At 66.0% G+C, this 16,792-nt stretch carries 17 protein-coding genes; 7 read left to right on the forward strand and 10 right to left on the reverse strand.

Annotated elements, in window-relative coordinates:
* Positions 1–3 precede the first annotated feature (3 nt).
* Together rpsH and FPP74_RS00770 are read right to left on the reverse strand one after the other, a co-directional pair.
* Entirely contained in the window at positions 4–402 is a 399-nt protein-coding gene (gene rpsH / locus FPP74_RS00765) for a 30S ribosomal protein S8 (RefSeq protein ID WP_095277910.1), read from the reverse strand.
* Between the two features lie 302 nt (positions 403–704).
* Positions 705–1,427 carry a DUF2786 domain-containing protein gene (locus FPP74_RS00770; RefSeq protein WP_255456022.1) on the reverse strand — a complete coding sequence of 241 codons (723 nt, stop codon included), beginning with the start codon at positions 1,425–1,427 and terminating at the stop codon, positions 705–707.
* Positions 1,428–1,572: 145 nt separating this feature from the next.
* On the opposite strand from FPP74_RS00770, the gene FPP74_RS00775 reads away from it, so the two are divergent.
* From FPP74_RS00775 to FPP74_RS00795, 5 genes are read left to right on the forward strand one after another with little or no spacing between them, the layout of a single operon-like run.
* The gene (locus FPP74_RS00775; RefSeq protein ID WP_186439353.1) at positions 1,573–1,914 is read left to right on the forward strand and encodes a DUF6457 domain-containing protein; all 342 of its coding nucleotides are present in this window, start codon (positions 1,573–1,575) and stop codon (positions 1,912–1,914) included.
* Positions 1,901–2,743: a formate dehydrogenase accessory sulfurtransferase FdhD gene (gene fdhD, locus FPP74_RS00780; protein ID WP_095277915.1), complete on the forward strand. Its 843-nt coding sequence runs from the start codon at positions 1,901–1,903 to the stop codon at positions 2,741–2,743. Before FPP74_RS00775 ends, fdhD begins: the two co-directional genes overlap by 14 nt.
* 8 nt (positions 2,744–2,751) lie before the next feature.
* Positions 2,752–3,216, forward strand: a complete 465-nt coding sequence (locus FPP74_RS00785; RefSeq protein WP_186439354.1) for a carboxymuconolactone decarboxylase family protein — start codon at positions 2,752–2,754, stop codon at positions 3,214–3,216.
* Positions 3,217–3,274: 58 nt separating this feature from the next.
* Positions 3,275–5,164 carry a GTPase domain-containing protein gene (locus FPP74_RS00790; RefSeq protein WP_254048760.1) on the forward strand — a complete coding sequence of 630 codons (1,890 nt, stop codon included), beginning with the start codon at positions 3,275–3,277 and terminating at the stop codon, positions 5,162–5,164.
* Positions 5,151–6,776, forward strand: a complete 1,626-nt coding sequence (locus FPP74_RS00795; RefSeq protein WP_144716813.1) for a GTPase — start codon at positions 5,151–5,153, stop codon at positions 6,774–6,776. The genes FPP74_RS00790 and FPP74_RS00795 overlap by 14 nt, the downstream gene beginning before the upstream one ends.
* 255 nt (positions 6,777–7,031) lie before the next feature.
* Here the strand turns inward: FPP74_RS00795 and rplE are convergent, their stop codons facing one another.
* From rplE to rplN, 3 genes are read right to left on the reverse strand one after another with little or no spacing between them, the layout of a single operon-like run.
* Positions 7,032–7,610: a 50S ribosomal protein L5 gene (rplE, locus tag FPP74_RS00800; protein ID WP_095277921.1), complete on the reverse strand. Its 579-nt coding sequence runs from the start codon at positions 7,608–7,610 to the stop codon at positions 7,032–7,034.
* Position 7,611: 1 nt separating this feature from the next.
* Positions 7,612–7,926 carry a 50S ribosomal protein L24 gene (rplX, locus tag FPP74_RS00805; protein ID WP_095277923.1) on the reverse strand — a complete coding sequence of 105 codons (315 nt, stop codon included), beginning with the start codon at positions 7,924–7,926 and terminating at the stop codon, positions 7,612–7,614.
* Positions 7,927–7,929: 3 nt separating this feature from the next.
* On the reverse strand, positions 7,930–8,298 hold the full coding sequence (rplN, locus tag FPP74_RS00810; RefSeq protein WP_095277925.1) for a 50S ribosomal protein L14: 369 nt from the start codon (positions 8,296–8,298) through the stop codon (positions 7,930–7,932).
* A 361-nt stretch (positions 8,299–8,659) separates the two neighbouring features.
* Here rplN and FPP74_RS00815 point away from each other — a divergent pair, with 361 nt between their 5' ends.
* The gene (locus FPP74_RS00815; protein ID WP_158221603.1) at positions 8,660–9,475 is read left to right on the forward strand and encodes a formate/nitrite transporter family protein; all 816 of its coding nucleotides are present in this window, start codon (positions 8,660–8,662) and stop codon (positions 9,473–9,475) included.
* Positions 9,476–9,517: 42 nt separating this feature from the next.
* Here the strand turns inward: FPP74_RS00815 and FPP74_RS00820 are convergent, their stop codons facing one another.
* Positions 9,518–10,315 carry a sulfite exporter TauE/SafE family protein gene (locus tag FPP74_RS00820; RefSeq protein WP_144716815.1) on the reverse strand — a complete coding sequence of 266 codons (798 nt, stop codon included), beginning with the start codon at positions 10,313–10,315 and terminating at the stop codon, positions 9,518–9,520.
* 19 nt (positions 10,316–10,334) lie between these two features.
* The gene (locus FPP74_RS00825; RefSeq protein WP_144716817.1) at positions 10,335–11,642 is read right to left on the reverse strand and encodes a glycoside hydrolase family 32 protein; all 1,308 of its coding nucleotides are present in this window, start codon (positions 11,640–11,642) and stop codon (positions 10,335–10,337) included.
* Between the two features lie 24 nt (positions 11,643–11,666).
* Here FPP74_RS00825 and FPP74_RS12505 point away from each other — a divergent pair, with 24 nt between their 5' ends.
* A complete protein-coding gene (locus tag FPP74_RS12505) occupies positions 11,667–11,936 on the forward strand; it encodes a hypothetical protein (RefSeq protein ID WP_369825014.1) in 270 nt (89 codons plus the stop codon).
* Between the two features lie 9 nt (positions 11,937–11,945).
* Here FPP74_RS12505 and glmS read toward each other — a convergent pair whose 3' ends face one another.
* The 3 genes from glmS to nirB are packed head-to-tail and all read right to left on the reverse strand — an operon-like array spanning position 11,946 to position 16,773.
* Positions 11,946–13,814 (reverse strand): glutamine--fructose-6-phosphate transaminase (isomerizing), encoded by a 1,869-nt coding sequence (gene glmS, locus FPP74_RS00835; RefSeq protein WP_095546804.1) that lies wholly within the window; start codon positions 13,812–13,814, stop codon positions 11,946–11,948.
* Positions 13,815–13,862: 48 nt separating this feature from the next.
* The gene (nirD, locus tag FPP74_RS00840; protein ID WP_144716819.1) at positions 13,863–14,207 is read right to left on the reverse strand and encodes a nitrite reductase small subunit NirD; all 345 of its coding nucleotides are present in this window, start codon (positions 14,205–14,207) and stop codon (positions 13,863–13,865) included.
* A gap of 31 nt (positions 14,208–14,238) precedes the next feature.
* On the reverse strand, positions 14,239–16,773 hold the full coding sequence (gene nirB, locus FPP74_RS00845; protein ID WP_144716821.1) for a nitrite reductase large subunit NirB: 2,535 nt from the start codon (positions 16,771–16,773) through the stop codon (positions 14,239–14,241).
* Between the last annotated feature and the right edge of the window lie 19 nt (positions 16,774–16,792).

The following is a 16,792-nucleotide window of genomic DNA, read 5'->3' on the forward strand; positions in this document are numbered from 1 at the left end:
CCTTTACCAGACGTAAGCGAGGACTTCCCCGCCTACGCCCTTCTCTTGGGCCTGACGGTCGGTCAGGAGACCGTGGGACGTGGAGATGATGGCCACGCCCAGGCCTCCGAGGACCTGCGGCAGGTCGGTGGACTTTGCGTACACGCGCAGACCCGGCTTGGAAACGCGGCGCAGACCAGCGATGGAAGCCTCGCGGGTCGGGCCGTACTTGAGGTCCAGGGTGAGTTCCTTGCCCACCTTGGTGTCCTCAACCTTGTAGTCAGCGATGTAGCCTTCCTGCTTCAGAATCTCGGCGATGTTCGCCTTGAGCTTCGAGGACGGCATGGACACGCTGTCGTGCTGCGCATTGTTTGCGTTGCGCACGCGGGACAGCATGTCCGCAATCGGATCAGTCATGGTCATAGTGAGTGACCGGTTCCTTTCTCGTTGCGGTTCCCTAAGCCCACCTGACCCTGAAAGGTCGCGTTTGCCGTGTGGTCTGTCGGGGGCTACTTCACGCTCCCCACGCTCAGTAACGTGGGGCGCTCGCCGCCTCCCTTGCACGCGGTCCGCATTCTGGCGGGGGGCCTGCAACAAAGTTGGATGTACAGTTGGTCTTTCGGCTTGTGCTCGTCACACAAGTCCGACCGATAACCCTATACCTTGCGCTCCTTCCAGGGCAAATCGCTTTTCGACGCCCACTCGCCCGCCACCCAACCTTCTCTTCAGAACGGCAACGCGGGCCGCGGAGCGACGCGCGTCTGCCCAATGTCGGAGGCATCGCCCGCTTGCTGCCCCTGGACGTACGCAGCGGGGTCGAAGGAACGGTTCGATGAGTCGGCGTGGATGTACAGGCCGTGTGCGGCGGCGAATTCCGCCTGCGCGTTGCGGGCCTGCTCGGCATCGTCGATAAGCACGAGCGCATACTCGCTCGATGACTCGGTGACGCGATGCTCTGCCTCGGCGAGGCGTTGGCCGATGCGGATGGCGTAGCCCGTCATGTACGAGCGACGGGTGACCACGATGGATTCCGCAAGACTCGTGGCCCTGAGCTGGCCGGCGCCGTCCAGCATGACCACGCGGAGCATGGAGTACAGCAGACTCACGCGCTCGAGATGACTCTCCAGCCCAAACACCGTGACCTGGTTGACGCGCGTGGAATTGTACACGCGCTGGTAAAAGCCGGCGCAGTGCAGCGCCTGCGCGATACAGAGCAGGAGCTTTGCCTGCATATCGGTGTATGTTCCGGCGATCTTAAACATTCGGTAAGTCGCGGCCTTTTCCGCTTCCGGCTGCGACAGGTCGCGCTCGGAGAATCCGTACGCAGCCATCAGGTCAAAGGCCTTCGCGTAAAACGAGTCCCCTTCGGGTGTCCCCTCGCGATCTTTAGCCTGGTTGAGCAGCTTTTGCACACGCTCTTTTACCTTGGTGTTATCTTGCATTGCCATTGCCTTTCGTGTATTTTGTTTAGTACGGTTATTTTTACTACACTTCGTTTGATTCCGCTACCCGATTGGGGATCCGCGAATGGCCAGACCGCGCTCCGCATTTGACGCAACGCGCTATCCTGGCCCAACACCGAAAGGAGAACTCATGGCGAAGGACGATGCACTGCACACCACCCACGAATGGCTCGCCGCCGTGGCGAAAGAACTCGGCGTCGCGCCCGAGGCGGTGCGCTCGCTAGTGGGCGACGTGCTGGACCTCACCGCCGCTGTGGCCCACAACGGGCCGTCGCGCCCGGCGGCGCCCACCACGGCGTTTCTTGTCGGGCTCGCGGCGGGGCAACAGCTGGGCCCGGACGCCACGCCGGACGCGACGGAGTCGGCGACCCGCAAACTCATTGAGGCGACCACGCAGCTGCTCGAGCGCTACGGCACCACCGACAACAGCGACAACAGCGACGGGAGCCACGCGGGCGATGAGCAGGATTAACCAGCGCTTCGCCGTCACCAAGGTCACCCTCGGCGACGGCGAGCAGGCAGGGCGGGTGTTCACAGACACCCGCGCGGATACCGTCACCACCGAGGAGCCGTTGGAGATCCGCGCCGGCGGGGAGACGCTCACCACCACAATGCGCACCCCGGGCCACGACGTGGAGCTCGCGCACGGCTGGTGCTACGCGGAAGGCCTGATTACCGCGCCGCAGGATGTGCGCACGGCCCGCTACTGTGCAGGCGCCGTCGGATCCGGCGGCGAGAACACCTATAACCTGCTCGACTTGGAGCTCGCCGAGACGGCAAAGCCGGTCACGCCGGAGTTCATCCGTCTGACCCCCACCACCAGCGCGTGCGGTGTCTGCGGCACGCAGTCTATTAGCGAGCTGCTGCACAAAGTCCACATGCCCATCACCCCGATCGAGCTGGACCCGGAGCTCGTGGTGACGCTGCCCGACGCGCTGCGCGCGGAGCAGAAGCAGTTCAGAAAGACAGGCGGGATCCACGCCGCGGGCGCGTTCGACCTTGCGGGCAACCCGATCGTCGTGCGCGAGGACATCGGCCGCCACAACGCCGCGGACAAGGTCATCGGCCACCTGCTGCTGGAGGGCCGCCTCCCCGCGGACGACATGGTGCTGGTGATGAGCTCGCGCGCCTCGTTCGAGCTCGTCCAAAAGGCGGCCATGGCGGGATTCCCCGCGCTGGTGGCGGTTTCCGCCGCGTCGTCGCTGGCAGTGGAGCTGGCGCGCGAGACCAACATGGCGCTCGCAGGCTTTGTCAGGGACCGTCACTTTAACCTGTACGCCGGCACCCTCGCTTCGGTATGATCCCCAGCATGACCGCGCGCGAAGTCCCCCAAGAGATCATCGACATGTTCTACCCGCCCATGCAGTACATGCGGGATAAACTCGACCCCGATTTCGGGCACCTCGCCGCCGTCCGCGCCACCGCCATCAACGGCTGCACGGTCTGCACGTCCATCCACCGTCGCAATGCCCGCGAGCACGGTTGGAGCGAGGACTACATCCTCAAGGTCGAGCAGTGGACCCGCCACGCCAGCGAGTTCAGCGAGACCGAGGCGCTCATCCTCGAGCTCGCCGATACGATCACCGAGCTCGATGACGCCCCCGATTCCCTCCCGGACGACCTGTGGAACCGCGCGCTGGACACCCTTGGAGAGGAAGTCACCCGCGCGCTCATCGTAGGAATTGTGGGCGTGAACAGCTACAACCGCCTCGGCATCGCCTTCAAGCAGGACCCCCGCGACGTCGCGCGCGTCACCGACTTCGACCTGCAGTAGCCCAAAAGCACCGGCAGCGCACCCGGCGTCACGCCAAGGTTGTGCCAAGATGGTGGGCGTGAATACACCCCACTCCCCCGCTCCCGCCGACGGGACGGATGCCGCCGCTCTGCTCGGCGCCGTCCGTGACCTCCGCGATGCAGTCGCCGACACCGACGTCCCCACCGACAGCGCCGCAGCCGCCGACGCCCGCGCCGTGGTCAACCAGTTCGACGATTACATCCTGCCCCGCCTGAGCAACCTCGACGCGCCACTGCTGGCCGTCATCGGCGGCTCTACCGGATCCGGCAAGTCCACGCTGGTCAACGGGGTCCTGCAGGAGCACGTATCCAACCCGGGCGTGATCCGCCCGACCACACGCCAGCCGATCCTGGTGGCCAACCCCGCCAACGCGGACTGGTTCAACTCCCCGGAGGTCCTGCCCGGCCTCGCCCGCTCCCACGGCGCCGGCGACGAGCAGTCCACCACGCTGCGCATCGTGCGCACCGAACAGATCCCCGAGGGCCTCGCGCTCGTCGACGCCCCCGATTTCGACTCTATCGACGACCACAACAGGGCCCTGGCCTCCCAGCTCTTGGCGGCCGCGGACCTGTGGATCTTCGTCACCACGCCCGCGCGCTACGCGGACCAACTGGTGTGGAACTTCCTCAACGACGCCGCCGGCCGCGGCATCGAGGTGGTCGTGGTGCTCAACCGCCTCGACGAGTCCTCCGCCGAGACCGTCCCCGCGGACCTGCGCCGCATGATGGACCAGGCCGGGCTGACGAGCGCGACGGTGTTCACCGTCCCCTTCGTCACCGGCACGGACGAGTTCCTGCCCAACGAGGTGGTAGCCCCGCTGCGCGACTACCTGTCCACCCTGGCCAACGACACCGCAGCCCGCCGCGACGTGGCCGGCAAGACGGTCGCGGGTGCGCTGGCGGGGGCGCTCGGGCGCGTCGACAAGCTCACTGCTGCCCGCGGGCAGCAGGAGGCGTTTGCGAACCAGCTGGACCAGGCGATTTCAGAGCAGTACCGCGCCGCCAGCCAGCACGTCATCGAGGCGACCAGCGACGGCAAGCTCCTGCGCACCGAGGTCATGGACCGCTGGCAGGACGTCGTGGGCACCTCGGACGTCTTCCGCGGCGTCGAGCGCTGGTTCTCCCAGGCAGTAGACAAGGTGGGCAGCTTCTTCACGGGCCAACCCGCCCCGCTGCGCGAGGTGGAAACGGAGATTGAAACCGGGCTGCACGCAGTGCTTATCGACGCCGCCGAGACCGCCGCCGCACGCTCCTGGTCCCACGTCGGCACGGTCGCCCCGGAGCTGCGCGCCCAGGCGGACCCCTCGCTGGCCCGCGCCAGCGCCACCGTCTCCGACGACGCGGCCCGCCTCGTCCGCGACTGGCAGCAGGCCATGCTGGAACGCATCCAGGACACCGCCGGCCAGAAGCGCCAGCGGGCACGCGCGATGTCGCTGGGCCTCAACGTGCTCACCGTCGCGCTGATGCTCGTCGTGTTCGCCTCTACCGCGGGGCTGACCGGCGGCGAGGTCGCTATCGCCGGCGGTTCCGCAGTGGTGGGACAGAAGATGCTGGAAACCATCTTCGGCGAGGACACGGTGCGCCGCATGGCAGCCGAGGCGAAGGCCGACCTCAACGAGCGTCTCGAGGCGCTCATGGAGGCCGAGCGCAACCGCTACCGCGACGTCACCGCCCCGCTGCACCGCGGCGCCACCGCGGACCAGCTGCGCGAGGCGGCAGGCCAGGCCCGCGCGCAGGCCAGCGCCCGCTTCCCGGAGGCCCTGCCCGCCCCGGCGAACCTCCCGGCGGTTGCGGGCGGTGAGGGTGGCGTCGACAAGCAACAAAGCTCCGGCGAGTCCGACTCGAAGCTGCGCGGCCTCCTTGACCAGCTGCGCGGCACATTCACCCGCCCGGACGCGCAGGACGGGGGCACCGATGGCGCTGTTTAGCTCGAAGCCACCGCTCGGCGAGCGGCTCGACGCGCTCGGGCAGGCCGCGGAGATCGGCCGCCCCTACCTCTCCCCCGCGCAGCGCGAGCGCCTCGAAAAGGTCGCCCGCGCCGGCGCCGAACGACGTGCCCTGTCCGCCGAGCACACCGTCGTTGGCTTTTTCGGCGCCACCGGGTCGGGCAAGACCTCGCTGTTCAACGCCATCGTCGGCGAGGACCTTGGCAAGGCCGCCGCGCGCCGCCCGACGACCTCCTCCCCGCTCGCCGCGGTGTGGGAGCCCGCCGGCTCCGAGGAGCTGCTCGACTGGCTCGGCGTGGAAGACCGCCGCGCCCGCAGCGGCGAGTTCGCCTCCGGCGCGGGCCCGCTCATCCTGCTCGACCTGCCCGACTTCGACTCTGTCGAGGCCTCCAACCGCGCGATCGCGGAGCGTCTCGCTGGCCAGGTTGACGTGCTTGTGTGGGTGTCCGACCCCGAGAAATACGCCGATAGCGTCATTCACGAGCAGTTCATCCGCCCGCACGCCAACCACGCTGCGGTCACGCTCGCGGTGCTGAACAAGTCGGACCTGCTAGCCGAGGGCGACATCCCCACCGTCAGCGCCTCCTTCAAGGGCCTCTTGCTTGACGACGGCCTGTCCAACGCCACCGTCATTCCCACCTCAACCCGCACCGGCGCTTGCCTGGACAACTTACGCGACGCTATCACCCGCGTCGCCCGCGCCCACACGGCGCAGTCCGCCCGCATCGAGGCCGACATCCACTCCGCCACCGCGGACCTCATCCCGGCCGCCTCCGGCAAGCAGCTGGCCAAGCAGGAGAAGCAATCGCGGCCGGACAAGCACGCGAAGCGCGACATGGACGCCACGCTCGCCGAGGCGACGAGCGCCGACCGCATCGCCGACAAGGCCGCCGCGGCGTACCGCAAGCGCCTGCACGAGCGCACCGGCTGGCTGCTAACCTCCTGGATCACCCGCTTCCGGCCGGACCCGCTCAGACGGATGGGCGTGCGTGACGACGCCGACGAGCTCGGCGTTCACCGCTCCTCCCTCCCGGAACTGGACGCCGCCTCGAAGGCGGTGTCCAACCGGGGCGTGCGCGAGTACGCGGAGGCGGTGTCGCAGGGGTTGCCGCCCCAGTGGGCCGCCGCCGTGTCGGATCGGGCCGGTGGGGTCGCCGAGCAACTCCCCGCGGAGCTCGACCGCGCCGTCGCCCGCACGCGCGTCCCGGCGCAACCGTCGAAGGCGTGGTCGCTCCTCACCTTGATCCAGTGGCTCGCGCTCGTCGCCGCGCTCGTCGGCGTCCTCTGGTACTTGCTTGTCGCCCTCGTCCCCGGCGTCCTTACGCCGCTGCTCGGCGGCGACCTGGTCCCGGACGTCGAGGGCTGGCCCATCCCCACCCTCCTCATCATGGCGGGGCTGCTCACCGGGCTGGTGATCGGCCTGGTCAGTGCCGTGTTCGGCGGGGTGCTCGGTTCCGGGGTGCGCAGGCGCACGAAGGCGGCGCTGCGGCGAGAGATCGCCGTGGCCAGCGAGGACACCGTGGTGGCACCGCTCGGCCAGATCCGCGAGGACTACGCCCGCTTCGCCGACCGGGTGTCGCTCGCCCGCGGGTAGGCGGCGCGCTCTCTCCCTACGGCGGGCGCTTTGTCGCGTCTCTTGGGGCACCCCCGAATGACGAGAATGCGTAAAATTTCCCGCGCAGCCAACGGCCTAGACCGCGCCACCTGGTGAAACGCAGCGCCCCTCCGGGAAACGTCAGAAATCTCTCACACCCAGTAGGCGCCCTCCCAATGCGCTGCCACCCCACCAACGCGAAAATGCCCCCGGCTCCAAGCCGGGGGCATCGTCGTCAAGCGATCAAGCAAGCGCTTATGCGCGCTTCATCTTGCCGTCCTTGTCGGCGAACGGGAAGCCGAGGTGCGTCAGCAGCGCGCGACCCTCGTCGTCGTTCGTCGCGGTGGTGACGACGGTGATGTCCATGCCGCGGACGCGATCGATCTTGTCAATGTCGATCTCGTAGAACATGGTCTGCTCGGTCAGGCCGAAGGTGTAGTTACCCGCACCGTCGAACTGCTTGTCGTTCAGGCCGCGGAAGTCGCGGATACGCGGAAGCGCGACCGTCAGGAGACGGTCCAGGAACTCCCACATGCGGTCGCCGCGGAGGGTGACCTTCGCGCCGATCGGCATGCCTTCACGGAGCTTGAAGTTAGCGATGGACTTCTTCGCGCGACGAATCTGCGGCTTCTGGCCGGTGATCGCAGTGAGGTCCTCGAGTGCGCCGTTGATGACCTTGGAGTCACGCGCGGCGTCGCCAACACCCATGTTGACAACAATCTTGGTCAGGCCCGGGATCTGCATGACATTGTCGTAGCTGAACTTCTCGTTCAGCTGGGTGCGGATCTCGTCCTGGTAACGGGTCTTCAGACGCGGGGTGTAGTTCTCGCTCATGCTAGATGTCCTTCCCGTTCGACTTGGCTACGCGGACCTTGTTGCCGTCCTCGTCAAAACGGTAGCCGACGCGAGTCGGGTTGCCGTCGGAATCCAGAACCATCACGTTGGACACGTGGATCGGTGCTTCCTGGGTGACGATGCCGCCGGACTCGGCGCCGCGCTCGTTGTACGAGTTTGCAACGTGCTTCTTCACACGGTTCACGCCCTCGACGAGGACCTTGTCACGCTTCGGGTAGGCCTCGATGACCTTGCCCTGCGCGCCCTTGTCCTTGCCAGAGATGACCTGGACCATATCGCCCTTCTTGATCTTCATAAGTTAGATCACCTCCGGTGCGAGAGAAACAATCTTCATGAACTTCTTGTCGCGCAGCTCGCGAGCAACGGGGCCGAAGATACGGGTACCGCGCGGCTCGGTGTCGTTCTTGATCAGAACGGCAGCGTTCTCGTCGAAGGAGATGTAGGAGCCGTCCGGACGACGGGTCTCCTTGGTGGCGCGGACGATGACGGCCTTGACAACCTCACCCTCCTTGACGTTGCCACCCGGGGTAGCTTCCTTCACAGAGGCGACGATCGTGTCGCCGATACCGGCGAAGCGTCGAACAGAACCGCCAAGAACGCGGATGCACAGCAGCTCGCGTGCACCAGTGTTGTCGGCGACCTTCAGACGCGATTCTTGCTGAATCACAGTTGGTCTCCTGACCTGGATCGATGTGCGTCAGATTTCCGTCCTGTACGCACGTGGTCATGTGCTTACTTGCATGCCTTCGCTTATCGACGAACACCGCCCCGGCCCTTAAGCCGCAAGCTGGTGTCGAAGGGTCTCGGATTTTCAGCTCGGAAACGCGCTTGCAACCCGACCAGCGAGAGACAACTGCAGTATTAAAGCACGATATGCGCCCGAAATCCAAATCCGGTATCATTGTCGCGGCGCCGATCGTCCCGGTTTGTGGCAATGCCCACAACGGGGGCAATAACGGGGGCATGGTGGCGAGGATCACCTGCGCAGAATTAGCATTGCGCAGCTTAAACCACGTATGGTGTTACCTATGAACTTCGACAGCACGTTGGCCGAATCAATCGGCTTTAAGGCGTACCTTTTCACCCACGAACTCCCCAAGTTCGCCGTACGTTCCATGCTCGCTGGCATGTTCCTCACTATCATCACCGCGTTCGCCGCTGTCGCAGCGACCTCGGTCGAGGCCCAGCTCCCCGGCTTCGGTAAGTATGTCTTCGCCCCGATCTTCGCAACCGCCCTCTACATCATCATCGTCCTCGGTGCCGAGCTGGCCACCGGCAATATGATGTACGCCACCTACGGCACCATCACCGGTCGCGTCCCCGGGTTCAAAGCGTTCTTCGCCGTCGTCGTGTGCACGCTGTTCAACCTGCTCGGCGTCCTGATCACCGCGTACTTCATCACCAAGACGACCGCGTTCGACACCGTCACCGCAGAGAACTTCCTCTACGGCGCCACCGCGGGCAAGCTGGCCAAGGACCCGGCGCACCTCTTCCTGGAGGGCATCTTCGCGAACGCCGTGGTGAACATCGGCATCCTCATGGCAGTCCAGGCCGGAAAGGACTTTAGCGCGAAGCTCATCGCCATCGTGCTGGTCATCCCGTCCTTCGCGGCGATGGGGTACGAGCACTCCATCGCGTCCTTCGTCATCTTCTCCCTCTCCGGCTACGGCATCGGCCCGGAGCATTTCGAGGGCTTCACCCTGGCCAACGGCCTGTCCAACTGGCTGTTCGTCTGGCTGGGCAACTACGTCGGCGGCGGCCTCATCATGGGCGGCGTCTACGCCTGGCTCAACCGCGGCGTCTCCCCGCTGCGCAGCTTCCCAATCGGCCACAAGACGGTCTAAGTACTCTCCCCCGGGGCGCGGATGCGCCCCTTTCCCAAGCGCCTACACAAACTGCCGCACAAGCGCCACCAACGCCACCACGACGATGATGCCGCGCAGTACGGAGTTTGGAAGGCGCTTTGCTATTTGCGATCCGCCCACGCCGCCAATCAGGCCGCCCGCGGCGACGATGAGCACCCCGAGCCACACAATCTCCGCCCCGAAGAACGCCCACGCAACGAGGTACACCAGCGCCGCGGTGATGTTGACAAACAGGGACAAGAAGTTCTTCACCGGGTTGACGTCCTTGAGCGAACGCCCCGTCGCCACGGACATAATGGCCATGTACAAAATCCCCTGCGCGGCGGTGAAGTAGCCCCCGTAGACCGCGGCGGCCCCCATCGGCGCGATCAGCTGGGGACGCTTCCACGCCTGGCCACCAGCACCGCCCGGCTCCCCCGGTGCACCCGCCGCAGCTCGCTGCCCGAGCCACGCGGTGAGCCTCGGCTGGAAAATCACCATGAGCAGCGCCACCACGATGAGCACCGGCACGAGAAAATCCAGCGTGCTCGACGGCGACGACAACAACAGGAGCGAGCCGGTCGCCGAGGCGAGGATGGTCACGACCACCATGGGCGCGAGATATGGGAGCTCCTTTTTGATCTCCTTGCGATAGCCCATCACCGAGCCGAACGACGCGAACACCATGCCCGTCGTATTCGTGCGCACCGCCACCCCGGGCGGCAACCCCAGCGCCATGAGCACCGGAAGCGTGAGCAGCGAGCCGGAGCCCACCGCGGAATTGATCGCCCCCGCCATCATCGCCATCACAAACAACAGCAGCGCGCTCAGCGGCTCCATTTCGTCCTCCTCTGTTGATCTACATCGCTGATTCTCCGGCCCGGAAGCCGGCCCACTCGTTCGCGTCAGGTGCGAACACAGCCGAGGAGAACGCTACCTCCCCGCCACCGCCGGTGACTTCAAGCGCCGCCCCGTCCGCGGTGCACACCAGCTCACCTGCGGCGCAGTCCGCCCAGCGCATGAAACCGTCGACGGTGACGGACAGCGTGCCGCGGACCGCACCAGTGGGCGGGGCCGGGTGCGGCGCCCAGGCGATGGTCGCGCCGACGTTGCCGTCCACGTCGACGAGCTCGGCCGCGCGCGGCTCGGCACCGAGTTCGCTGCGCCACACGACCATCTCATCTTCGTTGTGGGGGAGGCGGAGGGTGGTGTGGACGGTGGCGTCGATAAGCGAAAGCTCCCGGGGAAGCGTGAGCTGGTGCACCCACCCCTCCGCGGCGAGCGTGGGCGTGTCGTCGCGGGCGGGCAGGCCCATCCAGCCCAGCATGAGTGCGCCGGGGCCGAAGTTGATGAGCTGCGGGGCGTAAAACTGGTGGCCGTAGTCCAGCGGGGTAAAGCCCGTGATGACCTCGAAGCGCAGGCCTTCGAGACGGCCCACGACGTAGCCGCACTCGTCAGAGTCCGCGAACTGCGGGCAGAAGACGAGCACATCGAGCTCCTCGCCGGTGGACTGATCCGTCATGCGCACCAGGTTCGGGCACTCCCACATGTGGGCGGACGCGGTGTTGTAGTCCAAGCCGACGAACTCGATGGGGCCGGCGTACTCCCACGACTCCAAATCGTCGGAGGTGTACACCACGACCGCGCCCGTGTTGGACTCGCTGCGCGCGCCGATGAGCATCCGCCACGAGCCGTCCGGGGCCTGGGTCACGTGGGGGTCACGGAAGTCCGAGGTGAATCCCTCCGGGAAGCCGTTGATGATCGGATTGTCGGCGCGCCGCCGGTAGGTCCCGCCCAGCGGCCCCTGGACGTCCTGCACATCCACGACGTTCTGGCTCGTGCGGTGCTCGTGCTCGGCGTCGGCGTCAGCGTCCAGGTTTCCGGTATAGAACAGGCGCATGCGCCCGTCGTGCACCACCGAAGACCCCGAAAAGCAGCCGTCCGCGTCGTACGGAAAGTCCGGGTAGAGCGCGTCGGGCAGGTGGTAGAACTCGCCGCTGCCAAGCCTGGTCACCGCGTGGCCCCAGCCGGTGCGGCGCTGCCCGTGCGGGAAGGCCGGGTCGTGCTGGTAAAACACGTGGAGCTCGTCGCCGATCAGCGTGAGCCCGTTCGGGTCGTTGAGGCGGCCCTGGGGCGGGGTGAGGTGAAACTTCGGGCGGTACGTCATGGTGCATAGTTTAGGGTGAGGGGCATGATTACCGTGTGTGGCGAAGCCCGCGTTGACCTCGTGCCCACCACCACCGACGCGCTCGGGCCGCTCCAGCCTGCGCTTGGTGGCGGCCCGTTCAACGTCGCCCGCGCGCTCGGCCGCGAGGGCCTCCTCGCGCTTCGGGAGGACGAGTGGGCGGACATCTTGTCCTTCGCCGCCCACGCGGGTGCGCTCACCGTCTCGCGCACGGGAGCAGAAACGCCCGCCCTGGAAGACGTTCTTGCCTTCCAGGGCGGGCGTGCGCTGCGCTAGCTTCGGCTGCTACTCCACAGTCACAGACTTGGCCAGGTTGCGCGGCTGATCCACGTTCAGGCCGCGGGCCTCCGCAACGGCGCAGGCGAAGATCTGCAGCGGCACCGTGGACAGGATCGGCTGCATGAGGCCGGCGGACTCCGGAATGCGGATGACCTCGTTGGCGTACTGGTTGACGTCCTCGTCGCCCTCCTCCGCGATCACGATGGTCACGGCGCCGCGGGCGCGGACCTCCTGGATGTTGGAGACAACCTTGGCGTGGAGGTTATTGCGCGAGTGCTTGGAGGGCACGATGATGAACACCGGCTGCCCCTCCTCCACGAGCGCGATCGGGCCGTGCTTGAGCTCGCCGGCGGCGAAGCCCTCCGAGTGCAGGTACGCGACCTCCTTGAGCTTCAGCGCACCCTCGAGCGCGACCGGGAAGCCCACGTGGCGCCCCAGGAACAGCACCGACTTGGCGTTTGCCAGGTCCTTGCCCAGCTGCTTGACCTGGTCCTCGTTGTCCAGGACCTTCTGCAGCTTGTCCGGCATGGCCTGCAGCTCATCCACCACGCCGCGGATCTCGTCCGCGTACTTGTCGCCGCGCACCTGGGACAGGTACAGGGCGAGCAGGTAGGACGCCACGATCTGGGAGATGAACGCCTTGGTGGACGCCACGGCGATCTCCGGGCCGGCGTAGGTGTACAGGACCGCGTCGGACTCGCGCGGGATGGAGGAACCGACGGTGTTGCAGATCGCGATGACCTTCGCGCCCTGCTCACGGGCGTGGCGCACGGCCATCAGGGTGTCCATGGTCTCGCCGGACTGGGACACGGCGACCACAAGGGTCTGCTCGTTGACGATCGGGTCGCGGTAGCGGAACTCGTGCGCGAGCTCCACCTCCGTGGGGATGCGGCACCAGTGCTCGATGGCGTAGCGCGCGACCTGGCCCGCGTAGGAGGCGGTGCCGCAGGCGACGATGATGATCTTGTTGATGGAGCGGAGCAGCGATTCGTCGATACGCAGCTCGTCCAGCGTCAGGGCACCCTCCTCGTTGAAGCGACCGTAGAGCGTGTCGCGGACTGCCGACGGCTGGTCGTGGATCTCCTTCTCCATGAAGGAGTTGTAGCCGCCCTTTTCCGCTGCGGTGACGTCCCACTCGACGCGGAACGGCTTGCCCTCGGCCTGCTCGCCGTCGAAGGAGGTGATCTCGTAATCGTGCGCCGTCAGGGTGACAATCTGGCCGTTGTCCATCTCCACCGCGTCGCGGGTGAACTCGATGAAGCCGGAGACATCGGAACCGAGGAAGTTGCGGTCCTCGCCCAGGCCGATGACCAGCGGGGAGTTCAGGCGCGCAGCGACGATGCGGTCCGGGTGATCCGCGTGGATGGCCAGCAGAGTGAAGGCACCCTCGAGGCGGTTCGCGGTGATCTGCATCGCCTTGGTCAGGTCGCCGTCAGCCTCGTTGTCGTAGACATCGAGCAGGACGGTCGCGGCGACCTCAGTATCGGTCTCGGAAATAAAGGTGTGGCCCTTCTCCTCCAGCTCGTGGCGCAGGGAGGCGAAGTTCTCAATGATGCCGTTGTGCACCACCGCGAGGCGGCCGTTGCCCACTACGTGCGGGTGCGCGTTCGCGTCGGTCGGGCCGCCGTGCGTGGCCCAGCGGGTGTGGCCAATGCCCAAGTTGGAGCCCGGGAGCGGGGCCTTTTCAATCTCCGCCTCCAGGTCTGCGACCTTGCCCGCCTTCTTGCGGTGCTCGATCGCGTTGCCGCTCATCACGGCGACGCCAGCAGAGTCGTACCCTCGGTACTCCAGCCTGCGCAAACCTTCAATAATCACGCCCAGGGCGTCGTGCTCGCCCGACGCGGGGTCACCAATATATCCAACGATTCCACACATAGCGACCAGAATACACGGGGTACACCATTGCTCCGAGTTCGCGCGCGCTTAATTGGATACGACAACCTTTGCGTTGTCGCCCTCGCCGTCCACCCGGACCGCGTACGTGGTGATGGTGTGGTTGTCTCCCTGCAACGATGCACCGTCGTCAAGATAGAACCTCTGCTTGAGCAACGGCGAAGCAATCGTGGGGCGCCCATCGACCTCCCCCACGATACCGCGCGAGAGCACGCCGGCACCCGTGTACGGATCGATGTTGTCCACCACGTACAGCTGCTCGCCGTCGACGGTGCGGAGTCGGAACACCGCTACCTGCGTCTCGCCGGGCAAGAGTGCAGCGACGCCCACGCCCACCGAGAGGTCCTTCAGTGCACAAATCACTGTGTCTGTCATTTTTCTCCCAATCTCTAGTGATTCACACTGGCTAGTTGGCAGCGCCAACGGTCGGGGTCATCAACGGGACCTTTCGACCACCTTGCGGGTGCTCTTCAAACTGCACGGTGGGGTCCGGGGTACCCGGCGCATTAATAAAGGACACGAAGCGCTTCAGTTTCTCCGGATCATTCAGCACGTCCTGCCACTCGTCCGAGTAGTTCGCTACGTGGTGGTCCATGAACGCCTCCAGGTCATCGGCAATACCCAGCGAATCATCCACCACCACGTCCCGGATGTGGTCGAGACCCCCCTCGACCTCCGCCTGCCAGGCGGCGGTGCGCTGCAGGCGATCGGCGTTGCGGATGTAGAAGGCCAAGTAGCGGTCGATGTAACGGATCAGGGGCTCGTCGGTGAGGTCCTTGGCCAACAGCTGTGCCTGGCGCGGCGTCGCGCCACCATTACCACCCACGTACAGGTTCCAACCCTGCTCGGTAGCAATCACGCCAATATCCTTGCCTCGCGCCTCCGCGCACTCGCGGGCACAACCCGACACGCCCATCTTCAGCTTGTGCGGGGAGCGAAGACCTCGGTAGCGCAACTCCAAATTGATTGCCATAGCCACCGAGTCCTGCTGTCCGTAGCGGCACCAGTCCGTGCCCACGCAGGACTTCACCGCGCGCAGGGACTTGCCGTACGCCTGACCGGACTCCATCCCCACGTCGATCAGTCTGCGCCAGATCTCCGGAAGGTCCTCGGTGCGCGCGCCGAACATGGCGATACGCTGGGCACCGGTGATTTTGAGGTAGAGGCCGAAGTCCTCGGCGATGCGCCCCATCTCCTGCAGCTGTGCCGGGGTCACGTTGCCTGCCGGCTGGCGCGGGATCACGGAGTAGGTTCCGTTCTTCTGCATGTTGCCCAACATGCGGTCGTTCGTATCCTGCAGACCGGCGCTCGCCCCGTCGAGCACGTGATTTTCGGTATGCATGGACGCCACAATGTTCGCGAACGTTGGCTTGCACACCTCGCAACCGCCACCGGTGCCGAAGCGCTCAATGAAGGTCGGGAAGTCTGTAATACCGGTGGAGCGGGCGATTTCGAAAAGCTCGGCGCGCGATTGCTGGAAGTGGGGGCACACGGCCTTCGATTGCTCAATGCCTTCGGCTTCCAAAATGCCCTTGAGCAGCGGGATACAGGACCCGCACGAAGTACCGGCGCGGGTCGCGCCCATGAGCGTTTCCACCGAGTGGCACCCCTGGCCGATGGCCGCACGGATTTCACCCTTGGACACGTTGTTGCAGGAACAGATTTGCGCCGCGTCCGGGAGATCGCCCGCACCAATGGCGGTGGTCCCCGCCCCAGACTCGGGGGCAATCAGGCTGACAGGGTCGCCCGGCAGCTCGGAGCCAACCATCGGGCGCAGCATCGAGTAGTTCGAGGCCTCGCCGACCAAAATTCCGCCGATGAGGCGCTTGCCCTCCGCGTCCAGGATGAGCTTCTTGTACACGCCCGAGACCGGGTCCTGGATGTGCAGCTCCTTGTGGCCCTCGTCGGCATTGAACGCGTCGCCGAAGGAGGCGACGTCCACGCCCATGAGCTTGAGCTTGGTGGACATATCCGGGTCCTCGAAGTCGGGACCTTCCTCGCCCGCCAGGCGCGCCGCCACAATCTGCGCCATGGTGTTGCCGGGCGCGACCAGTCCGTACGTCTTGCCATCCACCGCTGCGCACTCGCCGATGGCGGAGATGTGCTCGATGGAGGTTCGGCACTGGCGGTCGGTGAGGAAGCCACCGCGTGGCCCGAGTTCCAGGCCAGCGTCCGGGCCCATCGTGTCGCGCGGGCGGATGCCGGCGGAGAAGATCACCAGGTCGGTCTCGATCTGGCCGTCTTCGCCCAGGTCCAACACGACGGCCCCCTCGCGCTGCGTCGACGGCTCGATGGCGCGACTGGTCACCCCGACGTGGACGTCCACGCCCATCTGGCGGATCGCCTGCGAGAGCATCTCGCCGCCTGCGTCATCCACCTGCAACGGCATGAGCCGCGGGGCCATTTCTACAACGTGTGTTTTCGCGCCCATGTGCTGAGCAGCGCCTGCCGCCTCAAGCCCAAGGAGGCCACCGCCAATCACCACGGCGGTCGCTTCGCCGTGCGTGCCCACCACGCCCTCGATCGCCGCGCGGATACCGTCCATGTCGTCGAGCGTGCGGTAGACGTGCACCTGCGGCAGCTCATTGCCCGGGAGGCGCGGCACGAACGCGCGCGAGCCGGTGGCAAGGACGAGTTCTTCGTAGGCGAACACGCGGCCGTCGTCAAGCACAAGCTCCTTCGCCTCAGGCTTAATCGACACCGCGCGTCCCGGCACCACTGTGACATTTTCCGGGAGACGGTCGAGGTAGAGCGCCTCGCGGTCCCAGTTGCCCACGTAGCTGGACAGCTGCACGCGGTCGTAGGCGTAATCCTCGGTCTCACGGTTGATCACCGTGATCTGCGCGTCCGGGCGCCGCGCCGAAATCTCTTGGGCAAAACGGTGCCCAACCATGCCGAAGCCCACGACCAGAATCTCGGCATGGGTGGTCTGCGTACTCATAAAACCGTCCTTTGCAGTA

The sequence above is a fragment of the Corynebacterium sp. NML180780 genome, assembly GCF_007786415.1.
Classification (GTDB): domain Bacteria; phylum Actinomycetota; class Actinomycetes; order Mycobacteriales; family Mycobacteriaceae; genus Corynebacterium; species Corynebacterium gottingense.

Coding starts and splice junctions, on each gene's coding strand:
- rpsH (WP_095277910.1), bottom strand. CDS start 402: ATGACCATGACTGATCCGATTGCGGACATGCTGTCCCGCGTGCGCAAC.
- FPP74_RS00770 (WP_255456022.1), bottom strand. CDS start 1,427: ATGGCAATGCAAGATAACACCAAGGTAAAAGAGCGTGTGCAAAAGCTG.
- FPP74_RS00775 (WP_186439353.1), top strand. CDS start 1,573: ATGGCGAAGGACGATGCACTGCACACCACCCACGAATGGCTCGCCGCC.
- fdhD (WP_095277915.1), top strand. CDS start 1,901: ATGAGCAGGATTAACCAGCGCTTCGCCGTCACCAAGGTCACCCTCGGC.
- FPP74_RS00785 (WP_186439354.1), top strand. CDS start 2,752: ATGACCGCGCGCGAAGTCCCCCAAGAGATCATCGACATGTTCTACCCG.
- FPP74_RS00795 (WP_144716813.1), top strand. CDS start 5,151: ATGGCGCTGTTTAGCTCGAAGCCACCGCTCGGCGAGCGGCTCGACGCG.
- rplE (WP_095277921.1), bottom strand. CDS start 7,610: ATGAGCGAGAACTACACCCCGCGTCTGAAGACCCGTTACCAGGACGAG.
- rplX (WP_095277923.1), bottom strand. CDS start 7,926: ATGAAGATCAAGAAGGGCGATATGGTCCAGGTCATCTCTGGCAAGGAC.
- FPP74_RS00815 (WP_158221603.1), top strand. CDS start 8,660: ATGAACTTCGACAGCACGTTGGCCGAATCAATCGGCTTTAAGGCGTAC.
- FPP74_RS00820 (WP_144716815.1), bottom strand. CDS start 10,315: ATGGAGCCGCTGAGCGCGCTGCTGTTGTTTGTGATGGCGATGATGGCG.
- FPP74_RS00825 (WP_144716817.1), bottom strand. CDS start 11,642: ATGACGTACCGCCCGAAGTTTCACCTCACCCCGCCCCAGGGCCGCCTC.
- FPP74_RS12505 (WP_369825014.1), top strand. CDS start 11,667: ATGATTACCGTGTGTGGCGAAGCCCGCGTTGACCTCGTGCCCACCACC.
- glmS (WP_095546804.1), bottom strand. CDS start 13,814: ATGTGTGGAATCGTTGGATATATTGGTGACCCCGCGTCGGGCGAGCAC.
- nirD (WP_144716819.1), bottom strand. CDS start 14,207: ATGACAGACACAGTGATTTGTGCACTGAAGGACCTCTCGGTGGGCGTG.
- nirB (WP_144716821.1), bottom strand. CDS start 16,773: ATGAGTACGCAGACCACCCATGCCGAGATTCTGGTCGTGGGCTTCGGC.